The organism is Arthrobacter sp. NicSoilC5 (genome assembly GCF_019977395.1).
Classification (GTDB): domain Bacteria; phylum Actinomycetota; class Actinomycetes; order Actinomycetales; family Micrococcaceae; genus Arthrobacter.
Genome location: NZ_AP024660.1, coordinates 3580460 through 3595822 on the forward strand (window position 1 = coordinate 3580460; position 15363 = coordinate 3595822).

Consider the following 15363-nt stretch of genomic DNA (forward strand, 5'->3'; position numbering starts at 1 on the left):
GGAAAACAGTGGCACATGTCCTCACCAGCTTCATGGGCCTGACTGACAGGCTGCGCTTCGTCTTTGGTCCTGCCACCCGACTGGACGCCGACGCGCCCGTGGTGCACAAACACGACGAATTCGAGCAGGCCTCGGAAGAGGACCTTTCGCATTTCGTGGTGGAGACCGACTCAACCGGCCACCACTACGCGGTACGCCGTGAAGATTTGGAACGCGAAACCTGATTCTTCCTGGATGCTTCCAGAAACAAAAAAGCCGGGCTGCCTTCTCCTTTTGAGGAAAGGGCGCCCGGCTTTTCGTTGGCATCAGCGGCCGGTGCCGCCGTATACCGTCGCTTCGCTTTCGGTGTCGAGCCCGAACGCCTTGTGGATGACGCGCACGGCCTCGTCCAGCAGATCGGCGTGCGTGACCACCGAGATGCGGATTTCCGAGGTGGAGATCATATTAATGTTGATGCCGGCGTCGGAGAGTGCCTTGAAGAACGTGGCCGAGACGCCGGGGTGGGACCGCATGCCGGCGCCGATGAGGGACAGCTTGCCGATCTGCTCGTTGTATTCGATGGCCTCGAAGCCGATCTGGTCCTGCGCGGCGTGCAGGGCGGCCAGGGCATCGGCGCCTTCAACGATGGGCAGGGTGAAGGAGATATCGGTCTTGCCCGTGCCGTGGGTGGACACGTTCTGCACGATCATGTCGATGTTCGAGTGCGCGTCGGCGATGACCTGGAAGATTGCGGCGGCCTTGCCGGGGATGTCGGGGACGCCGACCACGGTGACCTTCGCTTCGGAACGGTCATGCGCAACGCCGGAGATGATTGGCTGCTCCAAGGCAACTCCCTCTTGAGTGGTGATCTTGTCGTCGGCGCTGGGGATGACCCAGGTGCCTTCATGCTGGCTGAATGAGGAGCGGACGTGGAGCGGGACGCCGAACCGGCGGGCATATTCCACGCAGCGCAGGTGGAGGATCTTGGCGCCGGAGGCCGCCAGTTCCAGCATCTCCTCGCTGGAGATCGTGTCGATCTTCTGGGCTGACGGGACAACGCGCGGATCGGCGGTGAAGATGCCATCCACGTCGGTGTAGATCTCGCAGACATCCGCTTCGAGGGCTGCCGCGAGTGCCACGGCCGTGGTGTCGGAACCCCCGCGGCCCAGGGTGGTGATTTCATTGGTGGCCCGGGTCATGCCCTGGAAGCCTGCCACGATGGCGATGTTGCCCTTGTCCAGGGCGGTGCGGATGCGGTGGGGGTCGACGTCGATGATCCGCGCCTTGCCGTGGATGCCGTCGGTAATCATGCCGGCCTGGGACCCGGTGAAGGACTGGGCGGAAGCGCCGAGCTTGTTGATGGCCATGGCCAGCAGCGCCATGGAAATGCGCTCGCCGGCAGACAGGAGCATGTCCATTTCGCGGGCGGGGGCGGAGTCGGTCACCTGTGCGGCGAGGTCCAGGAGCTCGTCCGTAGTGTCGCCCATTGCCGAGACAACCACCACGACCTCGTTGCCGGCCTGCTGGGCATCCACGACGCGCTTTGCAACGCGCTTGATGCCGTCAGCGTCCGCGACGGAGGAGCCGCCGAACTTCTGCACAATGAGTTGTTTGGTCACCGCGCCGGAGGCGGGTGCCGCCAGCGGCTGTGTTGCGTTGTGCACTTCGGTGGTGGGCGTACTCATGCGCGTACCTTCATCGGATCAATTGGAGTTCTGGAGGCCAGGCAGCCTGACGCTGGACGGCGCGGCTTTCCTCCACAGTTTATCGCCGCGCCCGGAGGGACGTTGAATTGTGACCACATTCCGGCCATGGGGCGCCGTGGTACCCGCGGGCAGGGCTGCGGCACGTCCGGCCCGGCGGGAGTACGACGGCGGGAGGCCGCCGGGTGCCTCAGCCCAGGGCGTTCCGGCGTCCTTCGAAGGCGCGGCCCAACGTGACCTCATCGGCATACTCCAGGTCGCCGCCCACGGGAAGTCCGGAGGCAAGGCGGGTCACTGCGATGCCGATCGTCTTGAGCATCCGGGCCAGGTAGGTGGCCGTTGCCTCACCCTCCAGGTTGGGGTCGGTGGCGATGATGACTTCCTGGATCTCGCCGTCGTTAAGCCGGGTGAGCAGTTCGCGGATCCGCAGCTGCTCCGGTCCCACGCCCGCAATGGGATTGATGGCCCCGCCGAGCACGTGGTACCGGCCACGGAACGAACGGGTGCGCTCCACCGCCAGGACGTCCTTTGACTCCTCCACGACGCAGATCACGGCGGGGTCGCGGCGGGGATCGCGGCAGATATTGCACAGTTCCTGCTCCGTGACGTTGCCGCAGACGGTGCAGAACTTCACCCGTTCCTTGACGGTGGTGATGGCCTCAACCAGCCGTTTCATGTCCTGGGGGTCGGCTTCAAGGATGTGGAATGCCAGCCGCTGTGCGGACTTGGGCCCCACGCCCGGAAGGCGTCCAAGCTCATCGATCAGCTCCTGGACAGCACCTTCGTACACGTTTCCCTCTTTAGCTTGGTGTGGATAGCGGATGGATCAGTCGGTCGGCAAGGCCCGGCGGCAGGCCGGGCCATCAATAGCGTGGAGTGACCGGGCTTCCGTCCAGGGACCGTTCCTCGATCAGTTTCCCGCCCAGGATGCGTTCGACGGCGGCCCGTCCGAAGACGCCTGATTCCTCGATGGTTTCATCGTCGGCGCTTGGTATGTCCTGGACGTAGGCGCTCGGCGCCGCGGCGGCCCTGGCCGGGGCCTTGGCCCGTCCTGCCTCAGCTTCGGGGCTGTTGGATAGCCGCTGGTACAGGCTTTGCCGCGTTTCCGTTCGTCCGGCCGCCGGTGCAGAAGTTCCTGCAGAAGCCGGCACGGCATTTCCCGGCTGCGGCCGGGAGGGTGCGGCCGGTGCCTGCGCAACGGACGCACGCGCCGCCGCCTGTGCAACCGCTGCCTGGGAAGCGGTTGGCTGTGGAACCGGTGCCTGGGCAACAGCGCCCTGGGCAGCCGAAGCATGGGTGACCGGGGCAGGTGCGGCGGCCGCCATGGCGAACTCGGGTACCGGGGAAGGATCCGGGGATTGGGCCTGGTACGGCCCCGCATCCGGCTCCGTCCGGCTGGAGCCGAAAACTGCCCCCGCAGCGCAGTCTGGCCCCGCTGCGGCAGCAGCCATGGCTGCCGGGGCCACGGGAATGGAGGGCGGCACTTGGGCGGTTGCGGGCTCGTAATGGGGGACGCTGGCGGACGCCCCAATGTTGTCATTCGCGGATGCAGGTGCCGGCTTGGCGCCGACGTTGCTCTTGTCTCCCACTACCCATACGCCGGGTGCCTGTTCCACGGCCCGGGTCCAGGGATCGTGGGCGGCACCAGCAGGCAGGGAAGCCGGTTGGCCAGCGGGTTGGGAAGCGGTGCTCGAGCCCGGGCCACCAGTCCCCTGGGGGCGCGCGGCAGCTGCAGGGTGGGCGCCGCCTGCCGCCTGGTCGGCGCCAGTGGCAGGGGAAGGTGGTGCCGGCCGGTTGCCCGGACGTGCGGAGGGCTCCCAGTCCATGGGGGGTTCCTCATCCAGCGGGGGAGCGTCCTCATCCCGCGGCGGTCCCCAATCGTCATCGGAGTAGGAATAGTCGCCTCCGGCAGGCGGGTACCCGGGGTGGGCTGAATTCGTGCCGGCAGTGGCAGCGGTCCCTGCAGCCCGGGTGCTGGCACCGGCAGTGGCACTGGGGCCAGACCCCGCAGGATCCATGCCGTGGTTGCCCCTCGCGTTGGCGTCGGCCGCCGGGCGTGCCCCCGGAGAGGGGGCACCCGGAGGGGTGGCAGTAGAAGGGGCGGCAGTTGAAGGGGCGGCTGCAGGTGCGGCCGACGGGATTGCGGCAACAGCAGAACTTCCCGAACTGCCGGAAGGGGCGGTGCTGCCCGCGGCGGGGGAGCTGCCGGCAGCGGCTGGGCTTCCGGAACTACCGCCCAGCGGCGTTCCGGTGCCCGCCGCTGCAGCGGGTACCTGCACCGCTGGGGTTGCCTGCGCAGAGGCAGAGGCAGAGGCAGAGGCAGAGGCAGAGGCAGAGGCAGGGGCCAGGCCCCAGGCAACGTCAGCTGAGGTGGCCGGAACCACCGGGCTGGCGGGAACTTTTGGGTTTGGCTCAGAGCTCGCCTGGCTGGCGCCGCCGGCAACCGCCTGGATCTGGCAGTCAATGCCGACGGTCTTGTGGATGGCTTGGCGCAGGTTGTCCGAATGGTCCGCCCTGCCGAAGGCGCCGGCAAGGCCGGACGTGGTGAAGGACAGGGTCAGGACACTGCCGTCGAACGCCTGGACCTGCGCATTGGGTTCAACGAGGGCCCAGGTGCTGCGCTTAATTTTGGACAGCGCCTGCAGGACATCCGGCCAGGCCCTGCGAAGAACCTCGACGTCGCCCATGGCCGGGGGGTTGGCCGGGGACGACCCGCCGGGTGCTTGGTGGTGCGCTGCGGGAGCCTGATGAACAGGGGCCTGCTGGCCTTGCACCTGCTGGCCTTGCACCTGCTGGCCTGGCGTTTGGGCGCCGGGGGAGTTGCTGCCAGGCCCGTGGCTGGCTGGCACCTGGTCGCTTTGGGCCTGCGGCCGGTCCGGGACGCGAGTGGCTGCGGCCTGGCCGGGCGCCGGCCGGTCTTCCTGTCCCTGCGGTGCTGCATGGGCTTGGGCTTGGGCCTGGGGCGCTGCGTTGTCTTGGGCCTGCAGCGCTGCATGGTCTTGCGGCCCTGAAGAGGCCCGCTGGGTGGGGTTGGTGGTCCCCGCGCCGGGGGCAGAACCTTGGGGGCCCTGTGGTGTCCGGGGCCGGGACGGTTCCTCGACGGGCCAGTCGCTGGTGCTGACCCGCGGGGGTGTCAGGGGACTGCGGGCGCCGTCAGGGGCGGGAGCAACCTGTTCGTCCCCGGAACCGGGCCAGGCGGGAGCAGCCGGTCCGGCCTGGGCGGACGCGGATTGGGCCCCTGCAGCCTGGGCTGCGGAAGGGTGGGCCGCAGCAGTATTGGCAGAAGGCTCCGGGGCGGCCGGCTGGTGCGCGCGCTGGGAATCCAGCGGGGAGCCGGCGGGAGTGGCAGCTGGTGCCGTGGGCTGGACTGCCGTTGGTTGGACTGGTGTTGGCTGGAACGCCGCCGGCGCCTCCGCCGATGCCGGCGCTGCCGTGGCGGGAGCACCGACGTCGTTCCCGGCGTAGTTCAGCCGCCGCTCCACCCGGTCGATCCGGGCTGCCATGCCGCGCTCATTCTGTTCAGCGCTGGGCAGCAGGATCCGGGCGCACAACAGCTCCAGGTGCAGCCGGGGGGACGTGGCCCCGGTCATTTCGGTCAGGGCCGTGTTGGTAACATCAGCGGCCCGGGAAAGCTCCGCCGCGCCAAGGTTGTGGGCCTGGTTCTGCAGCCGGGCGATCTGGTCCGCCGGCATCCCGCGCAGGATGGCGTGGGCGCTCTCGGGCATGGCCTGCACGATGATCAGGTCGCGGAAGCGCTCCAGCAGGTCCTCTACGAACCGGCGGGGATCGTGGCCCGTCTGGATGACCCGGTCCACGGCGCGGAAAACGGTGGCGGCGTCAGAAGCAGCCACGGCTTCCACGACGTCGTCCAGCAGTGAAGCGTGGGTGTAGCCGAGCAGGGCCACGGCGAGCTCATAGTCCAGCCCGTTGGGTCCGGCGCCTGCCATGAGCTGGTCCAGGACGGAGAGCGAATCGCGGACGGAGCCGCCGCCGGCGCGGATGACCAGTGACAGGACGCCAGGGGCGACGGGAACGTTTTCCTGGCGGCACAGAAGCTCCAGGTAGGCCATCAGGGGCTCCGGCGGCACCAGCCGGAACGGGTAGTGGTGGGTCCTGGAACGGATGGTTCCAATGACCTTGTCCGGCTCTGTGGTGGCGAAGATGAACTTGATGTGTTCCGGCGGCTCTTCCACGATCTTCAGCAGGGCGTTGAACCCGGCGGAGGTGACCATGTGGGCTTCGTCGATGATGAAGATCTTGTAGCGGTCCCGCACGGGGGCGTAGGTGGCGCGCTCGCGGAGGTCCCTGGCGTCGTCAACACCGCCATGGCTCGCGGCGTCAATCTCGATGACATCGAGGGAACCCGAGCCGCCGCGGGCCAGCTCAACGCAACTGGGGCAGGTTCCGCAGGGAGTGTCCGTGGGGCCTTGGGCGCAGTTGAGGCAGCGGGCCAGGATACGGGCGGACGTGGTCTTGCCGCAGCCCCTGGGGCCCGAGAAAAGGTAGGCGTGGTTGACGCGGTTTTTCCGCAAAGCCGTCATCAACGGCTCGGTGACATGCTCCTGGCCAATAACGTCAGCGAACGAGTCGGGACGGTATCTGCGGTACAGGGCGGTAGTAACTGTCACAGAGAAAACCCTACCAATCCGGGCTGACATCATGCCGCCCTGTGGGGGAATAGTAAAGACCCCCCATGCACCCGCCAGAGCCCGTCTACCCTTGCTACCTTCCGGTCCTGGGGGAGTTCAACAGGATGACGCCACATGAGGGGCCGTCAGATACTTTACCCGAACATCCGGCCCGACTCGAATCGGACCCGGCGCCGCCGCCGGAGGCCCTGGCACGCCGCCCGGCGGGTCGGCGGCAGCTGGCCGGTGGATGCCCGGGTACGGATGTCCATTGCTTATCCCCGCCCCAGCCGGGATCATGGCTATGTACACCGATTGGGGCAATCTCAAGGTTGTGAGCTGCGTGGCCTGGCTTAACGGGGTTGGACCCGGCAGCTCAACGGTGCAACAGGGAATGGGCGCATTGGGGGCGTCCATTTTCAGGTTAAGGCAACCGTCGCCGCGCCCCTTTGAGGCGGGCTGCGGCCGGCAAAAAACCGCCGCCGGATGGGCCAATTGGGCGATGCGGAAAACTTCAGGTAATCTAGTACCTGCTTTTGATTCAGAAGCAGTTGGAGAATTCGCCTAGCGGCCTATGGCGCACGCCTGGAACGCGTGTTGGGTTAACGCCCTCGGGGGTTCAAATCCCCCATTCTCCGCCGGTCAAGAACCCGGCCCCGGTACCCCGGGGCCGGGTTTTTGCTTTTTTGCCTCCGTTGCAGCCTTCCGATTCATGGTCAGGCCAGATCTGCCAGCGGTTCACCAAGCCGCCTCAGGCGCTGCCTCGCTGCTGTTTCGCTGGGACCCATCCGCCTCCGGGGACCGCCCAGGGCCAGGTGGACGACGCCGAGCACCACCTTTGTGGTTAACCGCACGGGCAGGGGAAACGGGCCCAGCCGTGGAAGAGAGAGCCCCAGCATCTGGCGGTACCGGGGTTCCAGGCTGTAGACCGCAGCGGCAAACAGGATCCGGTAGCCAGGCTTCAGCAGCGGATGCAGCGGCGCATTGCGGATGAACTCCACCGTTTCTGTGACCCGGCCGTCCGCCCGCAGCGCCCCCTGCGCGTACCAGCGTTCCAGTTGGCTGCGCATCTGCGCCTCCGTCAGCGGCGGGTCTTCCACCCCCATCAGCCGCCCGGCCTGGGCCCACTCCCGCACGTAGGCGTCCGGGCCGCCGGGGATGGGGCCGCCCCAAATCCTGTGGGCTGCGAGGAAACCGTCTGTGAAGGCCAGGTGGATCCAGTTGGCCAGCCCAGGGTCGTTGGCACTGTAGGTGCGCACTTCGCCGTCGTTGTCCTCGTAGTTGCCCTGGACTGGCTCATGCAGGCGGCGTACCCGCCGTGTTGCTTCCTCCGCGGCGTCCGTGGATCCATAGGTGACCGTAAAGATCCAGCGGATTGTGTTGGCCAGCCGGCGCAGGGGGTCGTCACGGAAGTTGGAGTGCTCGTGCACGCCCGCGAGCGCACCAGGATGGAGCGACTGCATGAGCAGTGTGCGGATTCCACCCACGATGGGCGTCATGGAGCCGTGCACCGCCCACACCGCCGAACCGGGCAGGTGGTAGCCGGCGTTGTCGCCCTCGGCCAGCTTGAGCGTCCAGTCCGGCGGGGCGTCGGCCCTGCCTGAGAAGGTCTTTTTGATTTCGTCCTGCCAGGTACGAAGGACATTGCGCATGAGACATTGTCGCCCATTTGCGCCACGCGCGGCTGGATCCGGCAGGGAAGCCCAGCTCCACCCCCTAACGACCCACAAAAAACCCGCATTGTCCGGCTATGGGGTTTCCACGCCTGCGGTCCTGTGGTCCCATGGGACATACCGTCGAGACACCGTGCGGCAGGCCACGTCGTGGAGTCAGTCAATTGGGCAAGAATTCCGTGCCCGGCAACCGCAAGCCGGACCAGCGTACCTTTCCCCCCGTTGCCCGGGCTGTCGCTGCTGCCGGCGTGCTGGCGGCCTCCGTCTGCGCCGTCAACCTTTCCGCCGGCTCCGCTGAGCCGCCACAGTTGGCGCGGTCGGTAGCCGGAACCGCGACCACTCCGGGCAGTGCCGCACCGTACGGAACGTCCGGAACGGCGAAGCTCCGGGAAGGGCACGGCGAACCAGCCCCGACGGCAACGGACCAGCTTGGCGCCACTGCCCTTCCGCCGGCCATCTTCTCCAATCCGCAGGTGGCCCTGGCCTTCCCGCACACGTCCATCGGCGGCGCCGACCAGGGCGCCACGGCGGCCCTCACGCTGGGCCCGGCCGGTGCCGGCAGGCCATTGCCCGGCTTCCTCATGGCACCACTGCAACTTCTGGACCCAAGCTCGCCGTTCGGGTTCCGGGTCAGCCCGATCAGCGGGGCAGCGGGAGACTTCCACCTGGGCCAGGATTACGCCGCCCCCTGCGGAACCCCGGTCTACGCCGCTGATTCCGGTGTTGTGCGGGCAGCCGGCTGGCACCCCTGGGGCGGTGGCAACCGGATTGAGATTGACCACGGCGACGGGCTCATCACCACCTACAACCACCTCGAATCCATTGGTGTGCACACCGGCGACCAGGTGCGGGTGGGCCAGGTCATCGCGCGCGTTGGCACCACCGGATGGTCCACGGGCTGCCACCTGCATTTCGAGGCAATCCTGAATGGCCGCTACACCAACCCCCTGAGATGGAACTTCCTCCAGCTCCGGGCGCTTGACCAGGCCCTTCCGGGTGAGATGGTTTCGTACGCGCCCGGCATGGGGTTGTCCGGCGGCAGGATCAGCTGGACCATCCCCCTCCAGGTTGATCCGGGTGACGGGCTCCCCGCAGCGGGGCTCCAGGTTTCACCCTTCCCGCCGCTTTTCGTACCCGGCCCGGCACCGTCGCCATCCCAGGCAACGGGCATCGTGCTGCCCGCTCCCAACGTGCAGTTGACGACGACGGCACCGCCGACTGCTGAACCGTCGGTAAGCGCCGCGCCGCCTTCGCCCGCGGCGGCACCCAGCGATGCTTCGACCGTCCCGGCAAGCCCGACGCCGTCTCCGTCACCGACGGAGCCATCGCCGTCGCCCACTTCACCCACCCTGACTTCACCAAGTCCCACGCCGTCGCCGACACCCACTTCGCCGACCCCGACTTCGCCAACTCCGACGTCACCAAGTCCCACGCCGTCGCCCACACCGTCGCCGTCGCCCACGGACCCTGCAAGCCCAACGCCGACGACTTCGCCGGTTCCCGCCCAGCCCACGCCCACTGAACCGGCTCCGGCGCCAACGCCGGTTGAGACCGCGCCCGCCCCCGACCCGGCTCCGGCGCCAACACCGGTGGAACCTGCCCCCGCTCCCGCCCCAGAACCGGCTCCGGCTCCTGCTCCGGTGGAGACCGCGCCCGCTCCCGCCCCGGCCCCAGCACCGGTTGAGCCGGCCCCGGCACCAACCACCACCGCCCCGGCACCTGCGCCGACCCTGCCGCCCGCGGAGCCGGCCCCGGCACCAACCACCACCGCCCCGGCACCTGCGCCGACCCTGCCGCCCGCGGAGCCTGCCCCCACGCCGACGCCAACCCCCACCCCTACCTCGACAGAACCAGTACCGACTGCACCCCCGGCCTAGGGAATTTCCACCCGGACCCGTACGGCGCCCCGCCGGCACCGAATCCCTTCCATGAACATCTCTCCTCTGACACGCAGCCACCGACCCCTCTATCCGATCCCGCTGATCCTGAACGATGGCACCAGGACATATTTCGGCCAGTTCAAGGGAAAAGTGGTGTTGGTGGTCAATGTGGCCTCCAACTGCGGCTTCACGCGGCAGTACGCAGGCCTGGAGGCCCTCTACGGCAAGTTCCGCGACAGGGGGTTCGAGGTCCTGGGCGTTCCGTGCAACCAGTTCGCAGGGCAGGAGCCGGGGACGGACAGCGACATTGCTGACTTCTGCGAACGGAATTTCGGTGTCACGTTCACGTTGACGGCCAAGGCAGAGGTCCGCGGCAGGAACCAGCACCTGCTCTATTCGGAGCTCACCAAGTTCAAGACCGGGCTATTGCCGGGGCTGGTGAAGTGGAATTTCGAGAAGTTCCTGGTCAACCGGGAGGGGGACGTGGTGGCGAGGTTCGCCCCCACGGTCGAGCCCGACTCTGCAGAGATCATCGAGGCCATCGAGCATGCGCTCGAATAAAGGGCGGCCCGCCGAATTTGCCCTGCAAAAGCGCAGTTCTTGTAACTTTTTCCACATCAGCGGCGGAGATTTACCCCATGTTTGCCAAATGTCTGATTGGATAAATATTACTGAAGGGTACAAGGGAAGAACGGCTTCCCACCGACCATAGAGGTAGCAATGGAGCACATCGAGGCCGAACACCCCCGGCCACGCCACTTCCTACTCCACCTGAGCGATCCCCACCTGTTGGGAGGTCCAGAACCCCTCTACGGAACCGTCGACAGCGAAGCCAGGCTTATCCAGCTCTTCGATGAAGTCAAAGCGTCCGGGGCCAGGCCGGAGGCCGTGATCTTCACGGGCGACCTTGCCGACAAGGGCGATGCCGAGGCGTACGTGAAGCTTCGGGCCATCGTCGAGCCGGCCTGCAAGGAGATGGGCGCCCAGGTCATCTGGGCCATGGGAAACCATGACGACCGGGCCAACTTCCGCAGGGGACTTCTTGACCAGCCCGGCAGTGACGCGCCGGTTGACCACAGCTACTTCATCAACGGGCTGCGGGTCATCACCCTGGACACCACCGTCCCGGGATTCCACCACGGCGAACTGAGTCCATCGCAGCTGGAGTGGCTGGCCCGCCAGCTGGAAACCCCTGCCCCGGACGGCACCATCCTGGCCCTCCACCACCCGCCGGTCCCGTCAGTGCTGGACCTCTCGGTGCTGGTGGAACTGCGCGATCAGGCGTCCCTGGCCGCAGTAGTGCGTAATTCGGATGTCCGCACCATCCTGGCCGGACACCTGCACTACTCCACCACCGCGAGCTTCGCCGGCGTTCCCGTCTCGGTGGCGTCGGCTTCCTGCTACACCCAGGACCTTAATGTACCTGTGGGCGGAACCCGCGGGCAGGACGGCGGCCAGGCGTTCAACCTGGTGCACGTGTATGAACACACCATCGTGCACTCCGTGGTGCCGATGGGCAGTGCCCCCACCGTTGGCGAGTATGTGTCTCCCGAGGAGACGGCCCGGCGGCTGGAGGCTGCCGGGATTAGGATCCCGGAAACCACCAAGCAGCGCGGCAGCACCAAACTCGGGGTGCCTACCAGCCGGTAATACCGGCTCCACAGAGCACTGGGGCAGGCTCCCTGACGGAGCCTGCCCCAGTGCTTTGGAAGTGAAGGGTCAATGGGCGGCCAGCCTACTTCTCCCAGGGTGCCTTGATGGGGAAGTACCTTTCCAGGAAGTCCGTCACCACTTCGGCGCGCTCGTCCGCGCTGACCTCAGGGAAGCTGCCGTCGTTCAGGCAGAAGAAATCCATGTTCCGCTTGGCCAGCAGCTTGGGCAGGTACTTCAGGCCCGAGCGCATGGTGGTGTCCACGTAGCGCACCTTCGCCGCAGTCTGCGTCACGGCGCGGCCGGTCAGCAGGGCGTAGTAGTGGTAGAAGGAATTGGTCACGGAGATGTTGTCCGCTGCACGGAACCGGCTGGCCGCCGTCTTGCGGAACTCCTCCGGGAACTCCTCCTCCATCTGGCCCACCACGCTCCGCCGCAGGGGCGCGGCAGTGTGCTCCAGGTGGCGGGTGGTGATCCGGCCGAACCGGTTCCACAGGAGCTTGCGGTTCACCCGGGCGGCGTTTTCGAACCCGCTGCGCTCGGCATCGTTCTCGCCCAGGCCAATCCTGGTTTCCGCCTCGATGAACTTGGTGATGCCGCCGGGCGTGAAGAACATGTCCGGGCCCACCGGCCGGCCAAAGAACATGTCGTCGTTGGAGTAGAGGAAGTGCTCGGACAGCCCCTCGATGTGCTGCAGCTGGCACTCCACAGCCTGTGAATTGTGCGTGGGCAGCACCGAGGGATCGGAGAAGAACTCCTCGCTCCGGACGATGGTGACGGAAGGGTGCTCCGCCAGCCAGGAAGGAGCGGGGGAGTCCGTGGCGATGAAGATCCGGCGGATCCAGGGCGCAAACATGTACACGGACCGCAGTGCGTACTTGAGTTCGTTGATCTGCCGGAACCGGGCCTCATGGTCGTCGCCTTCGCCCAGGACATGTCCCTTTTGCTGGGCGCGGCGGGCCGCGATGTATTCGGGGGAGCTGCCGTCCACCCAGGAGAACACGATGTCGATGTCGAAGCTGATGTCGCTGGCGTGGTCCGCAAACATGTTCTCGATGGTGGGCCACGTGTGTCCGTAACGCTCCACGGTGCCCCGGACCGCATCCTGGCGCAGCAGCGTCCTGCGGGTCAGGGAGTTCTCGATCGGAAGGATGAGCTGTTCTCCCTCGAAGGACCACAGCTCAATCTGGACGCCGGCAGAGGCGCCGAACTCGAAACCGCCCACCGGCTCCACCCGCGGCCGGTACAGCCGGAAGATGCGTCCCTGCCGGTTGGGGGACAGCTCGCCGTCCGCCACCAGGACGGACGTCTTCTTCTTCGCGTCCACGGTCATGGAGTAGAAGGGCTCGTCCCGGCATGCCTCCACCAGGGCAGTCCGGAGTTTCTTCCGATCCTTCCAGTCCAGGGCCAGCACGGGGCGGTCATTGTTGCCGCGGACCAGGAGGTACGACAGGCCGGCGTTCGCCAGGACGTTCCGCAGGAACAGCAGGTCTTCCACCATGGCCTGGTAGGGGGTCCTGGTGTCGTTAATCAGGGCATAGCGGCCCTTGTGCCGGACGACGTCGGCCCGGTGGCCCAGCCGCCGTTCTGCTGCTGCCGACGTGATTTCGGCGTGAAATTGTTCTTCCACTGACGCCTGGGCGCCGTAGTAGACCTCGTCCTGGACCGGTGCTTCTGTAATGGTTGTCTCCGTGCTGGTGGAAGTGGGCATTCTTACCTGCATGATAGTCCTGCCTTGGTAACGGAAGGTTTCGCGGCGCTTTTGCGGCCGGGCGGGGCATCCCCCGCCCGGCAGGGACTCAGGCGTCCAGCGCCTCCCGCCAGGCCCGCAGGAAGGCGCCGCCGGCGTCGTCGTGGATCACCGTGGACTCCAGCCCCAGGTCCGCTGCCGTCAGCACGGGGTAGGGCTTGCTGGGCACACCGTCCGCCGGCCGCACGTCCACGTGCTTCACGGGATGGTCGTTGTGGTGCAGCCAGTCCGCCATGGCGTAATCGGTGCGGGAATCGCCCACGGTCCGCCACGCCTGCGGGGTGATGCCCTGCGCCGCGAGGAGCTCCACCGCACGGCTGGCGCCCAGGTCCTTCCCCAGCCGCACGGACTCAATGTCCGTGGAAATAATGGTGGGATCCACGCGGTAGTCCACCTCGTCGTCGGAATTCGGCACGTGGTGGTCAAGCCGGACAACGCCCAGCCCGTGGCGTGCCATGAGTTCCATCGCCTCGGCGTCGAACAGCTTCTGCTCCGCCAGGTAGTCAGCGCTGGGCACGTCGATGTGCTGCTCCACCGAGACCATGGCGCGCTTGGTTTCGTCAAAGAACATGTGGGCGGCATAGTCCTCCGCCACCAGCCGGCGGATGTCATCCCCGTACGCTGCCGGGACGGCGAGTTCCCGGTCCACGTGGATGGGGCCGGGGCCGGCGGACGTATAGCTGAACCAGACCGCGCCCTTTTCACAGATGGCATGGATGACGGTTCCCGCCGGAATGCCGGCCGCGATCATCGGTTCCATGACCTGCTCGCGGATAAAGGCGTCGGAACGGCCGGTGTTGAAGATGACAGGAATCCCGGCTGCTGCGAGGGCCACCAGGTCCAGGATGATGGCGGGCTTGACGTCCCGTGTCACCGGGCTGGCCACCGGCCCGTCCACGTCCAGCAGGAGCGCCAGCGGCGGTGCGGACGGCAGGCGGATTCCGGGTGCGGACACGGCAGGGGACTCGGATACTGTCATACGTCCATTCTGTCAGCAGGACCGCCGCCGTCCCGTGCGGGCGCCCGCGGAGCAGGCCGTGTGGCGGTATGGTCACTGTTTGGCTACAACCTGGCGCGGGCCAGCCCTGCTACTTTCGCTGGGGCACCGCGGTGCCTACTGTGGCATGGTGATATTCAAAGCTGTGGGCGAGGGCCGCCCTTACCCCGACCATGGTTACAGCACTCCCAAGCAGTGGGCATCGCTGCCGCCGCGGCCGGTGCGGCTCGACGAACTGGTGACCACCAAGCGCACCCTGGACCTGGAAGCGCTGCTGGCGGAAGACTCCACATTTTTCGGTGACCTGTTCCCGCACGTGGTGCAGTACCAAGGGACCCTCTACCTGGAGGACGGACTCCACCGCGCAGTGCGGACCGCCCTGCACCAGCGCACCGCGATCCACGCCCGGGTCCTGGTGCTCGATGGCTAGCAAGCGGCCAAAGGATCCCGGCATCCTGCATGGCCACCACGTTGTTTCCGGACCTGAGCTGCGCGCCGCCATGGAAGCGGCAAGGGACGCCGACGAAACCGTCCGGGTCCGCCGCCGCGTGCTGCACGGCGTGGTGCTGGTCCTGCTCATCGGAGTGATCGCCGCAGGCATCATCGTTGCCCTGGCCATCATCAACGGCCGGCTGAAGCTGCCGTCGGCCGAGCCCGCCCGGACCCCGGTGTCATCCTGTCCGGCCCCAACGTTCGACTACACGCCCACCGATAAGATCAACCTCAACGTCTACAACTCCACCAGCCGGCCCGGCCTTGCCCGCTCCGTTGCGGACGAACTGCTGGCACGCAAGTTTGTGGTGGGGAACGTGTCGAATATCAACGCCGGCTACCGGGGCGTGGCTGCGGTGGTGTCAGGCGCCGCAGGCCAGGCGGAGGCGTTCACGGTGCAGCGCCATGTGCCCGGATCGGATTACTTCCAGGACGGCAGGACAGACGCCAGCGTGGACGTCATCCTGGCGCAGGATTACAAAGCGCTGGTCCCGCCGGAACTGGTGGACCAGACACCGGGAAAGCTCAGCTGCCCGCGGGAGAACCGGCGCACGGCGGACACGGACAAGCTGCCCGTCATGCCCGCCGCCGCTCCTACGCCCTGACCGCCG

At 67.1% G+C, this 15363-nt stretch carries 12 protein-coding genes, 1 tRNA gene and 1 other RNA gene; 7 read left to right on the forward strand and 7 right to left on the reverse strand.

Annotated elements, in window-relative coordinates; translation table 11 throughout:
* The first annotated feature begins 8 nt into the window (after positions 1-8).
* On the forward strand, positions 9-224 hold the full coding sequence (locus LDO22_RS16855; protein WP_159633488.1) for a hypothetical protein: 216 nt from the start codon (positions 9-11) through the stop codon (positions 222-224).
* An 81-nt stretch (positions 225-305) separates the two neighbouring features.
* Here the strand turns inward: LDO22_RS16855 and LDO22_RS16860 are convergent, their stop codons facing one another.
* The 4 genes from LDO22_RS16860 to ffs all read right to left on the reverse strand — a co-directional run bounded on the left by LDO22_RS16860 (position 306) and on the right by ffs (position 6458).
* Complete coding sequence (locus LDO22_RS16860; RefSeq protein ID WP_224024744.1) at positions 306-1664, reverse strand: aspartate kinase; 1359 nt, start codon at positions 1662-1664, stop codon at positions 306-308.
* A gap of 208 nt (positions 1665-1872) precedes the next feature.
* Positions 1873-2472 (reverse strand): recombination mediator RecR, encoded by a 600-nt coding sequence (gene recR / locus LDO22_RS16865; protein WP_141158226.1) that lies wholly within the window; start codon positions 2470-2472, stop codon positions 1873-1875.
* Between the two features lie 73 nt (positions 2473-2545).
* The gene (locus tag LDO22_RS16870) at positions 2546-6310 is read right to left on the reverse strand and encodes a DNA polymerase III subunit gamma and tau (protein ID WP_224024746.1); all 3765 of its coding nucleotides are present in this window, start codon (positions 6308-6310) and stop codon (positions 2546-2548) included.
* 51 nt (positions 6311-6361) lie between these two features.
* Positions 6362-6458: signal recognition particle sRNA small type (gene ffs / locus LDO22_RS16875), an RNA gene on the reverse strand.
* Between the two features lie 405 nt (positions 6459-6863).
* Between ffs and LDO22_RS16880 the strand changes: the two genes are divergently transcribed.
* Positions 6864-6948, forward strand: a tRNA-Ser gene (locus LDO22_RS16880).
* Between the two features lie 78 nt (positions 6949-7026).
* Here LDO22_RS16880 and LDO22_RS16885 read toward each other — a convergent pair.
* On the reverse strand, positions 7027-7962 hold the full coding sequence (locus tag LDO22_RS16885) for an oxygenase MpaB family protein (protein ID WP_224024748.1): 936 nt from the start codon (positions 7960-7962) through the stop codon (positions 7027-7029).
* 185 nt (positions 7963-8147) lie between these two features.
* Between LDO22_RS16885 and LDO22_RS16890 the strand changes: the two genes are divergently transcribed.
* The 3 genes from LDO22_RS16890 (at position 8148) to LDO22_RS16900 (ending at position 11513) form a co-directional block, all read left to right on the forward strand.
* The gene (locus LDO22_RS16890) at positions 8148-9860 is read left to right on the forward strand and encodes a M23 family metallopeptidase (protein ID WP_224024750.1); all 1713 of its coding nucleotides are present in this window, start codon (positions 8148-8150) and stop codon (positions 9858-9860) included.
* Positions 9861-9911: 51 nt separating this feature from the next.
* Complete coding sequence (locus LDO22_RS16895; protein WP_224024752.1) at positions 9912-10424, forward strand: glutathione peroxidase; 513 nt, start codon at positions 9912-9914, stop codon at positions 10422-10424.
* Positions 10425-10583: 159 nt separating this feature from the next.
* On the forward strand, positions 10584-11513 hold the full coding sequence (locus LDO22_RS16900; protein WP_159633470.1) for a phosphodiesterase: 930 nt from the start codon (positions 10584-10586) through the stop codon (positions 11511-11513).
* An 85-nt stretch (positions 11514-11598) separates the two neighbouring features.
* Here LDO22_RS16900 and LDO22_RS16905 read toward each other — a convergent pair whose 3' ends face one another.
* Entirely contained in the window at positions 11599-13236 is a 1638-nt protein-coding gene (locus tag LDO22_RS16905; RefSeq protein WP_224024755.1) for a stealth family protein, read from the reverse strand.
* Positions 13237-13312: 76 nt separating this feature from the next.
* Positions 13313-14242 carry a hypothetical protein gene (locus tag LDO22_RS16910; RefSeq protein WP_224024757.1) on the reverse strand — a complete coding sequence of 310 codons (930 nt, stop codon included), beginning with the start codon at positions 14240-14242 and terminating at the stop codon, positions 13313-13315.
* A 148-nt stretch (positions 14243-14390) separates the two neighbouring features.
* On the opposite strand from LDO22_RS16910, the gene LDO22_RS16915 reads away from it, so the two are divergent.
* Both LDO22_RS16915 and LDO22_RS16920 read left to right on the forward strand, forming a co-directional pair.
* Positions 14391-14690 carry a hypothetical protein gene (locus tag LDO22_RS16915; RefSeq protein WP_026264985.1) on the forward strand — a complete coding sequence of 100 codons (300 nt, stop codon included), beginning with the start codon at positions 14391-14393 and terminating at the stop codon, positions 14688-14690.
* On the forward strand, positions 14683-15357 hold the full coding sequence (locus tag LDO22_RS16920; protein ID WP_224024759.1) for a LytR C-terminal domain-containing protein: 675 nt from the start codon (positions 14683-14685) through the stop codon (positions 15355-15357). Before LDO22_RS16915 ends, LDO22_RS16920 begins: the two co-directional genes overlap by 8 nt.
* Positions 15358-15363 lie beyond the last annotated feature (6 nt).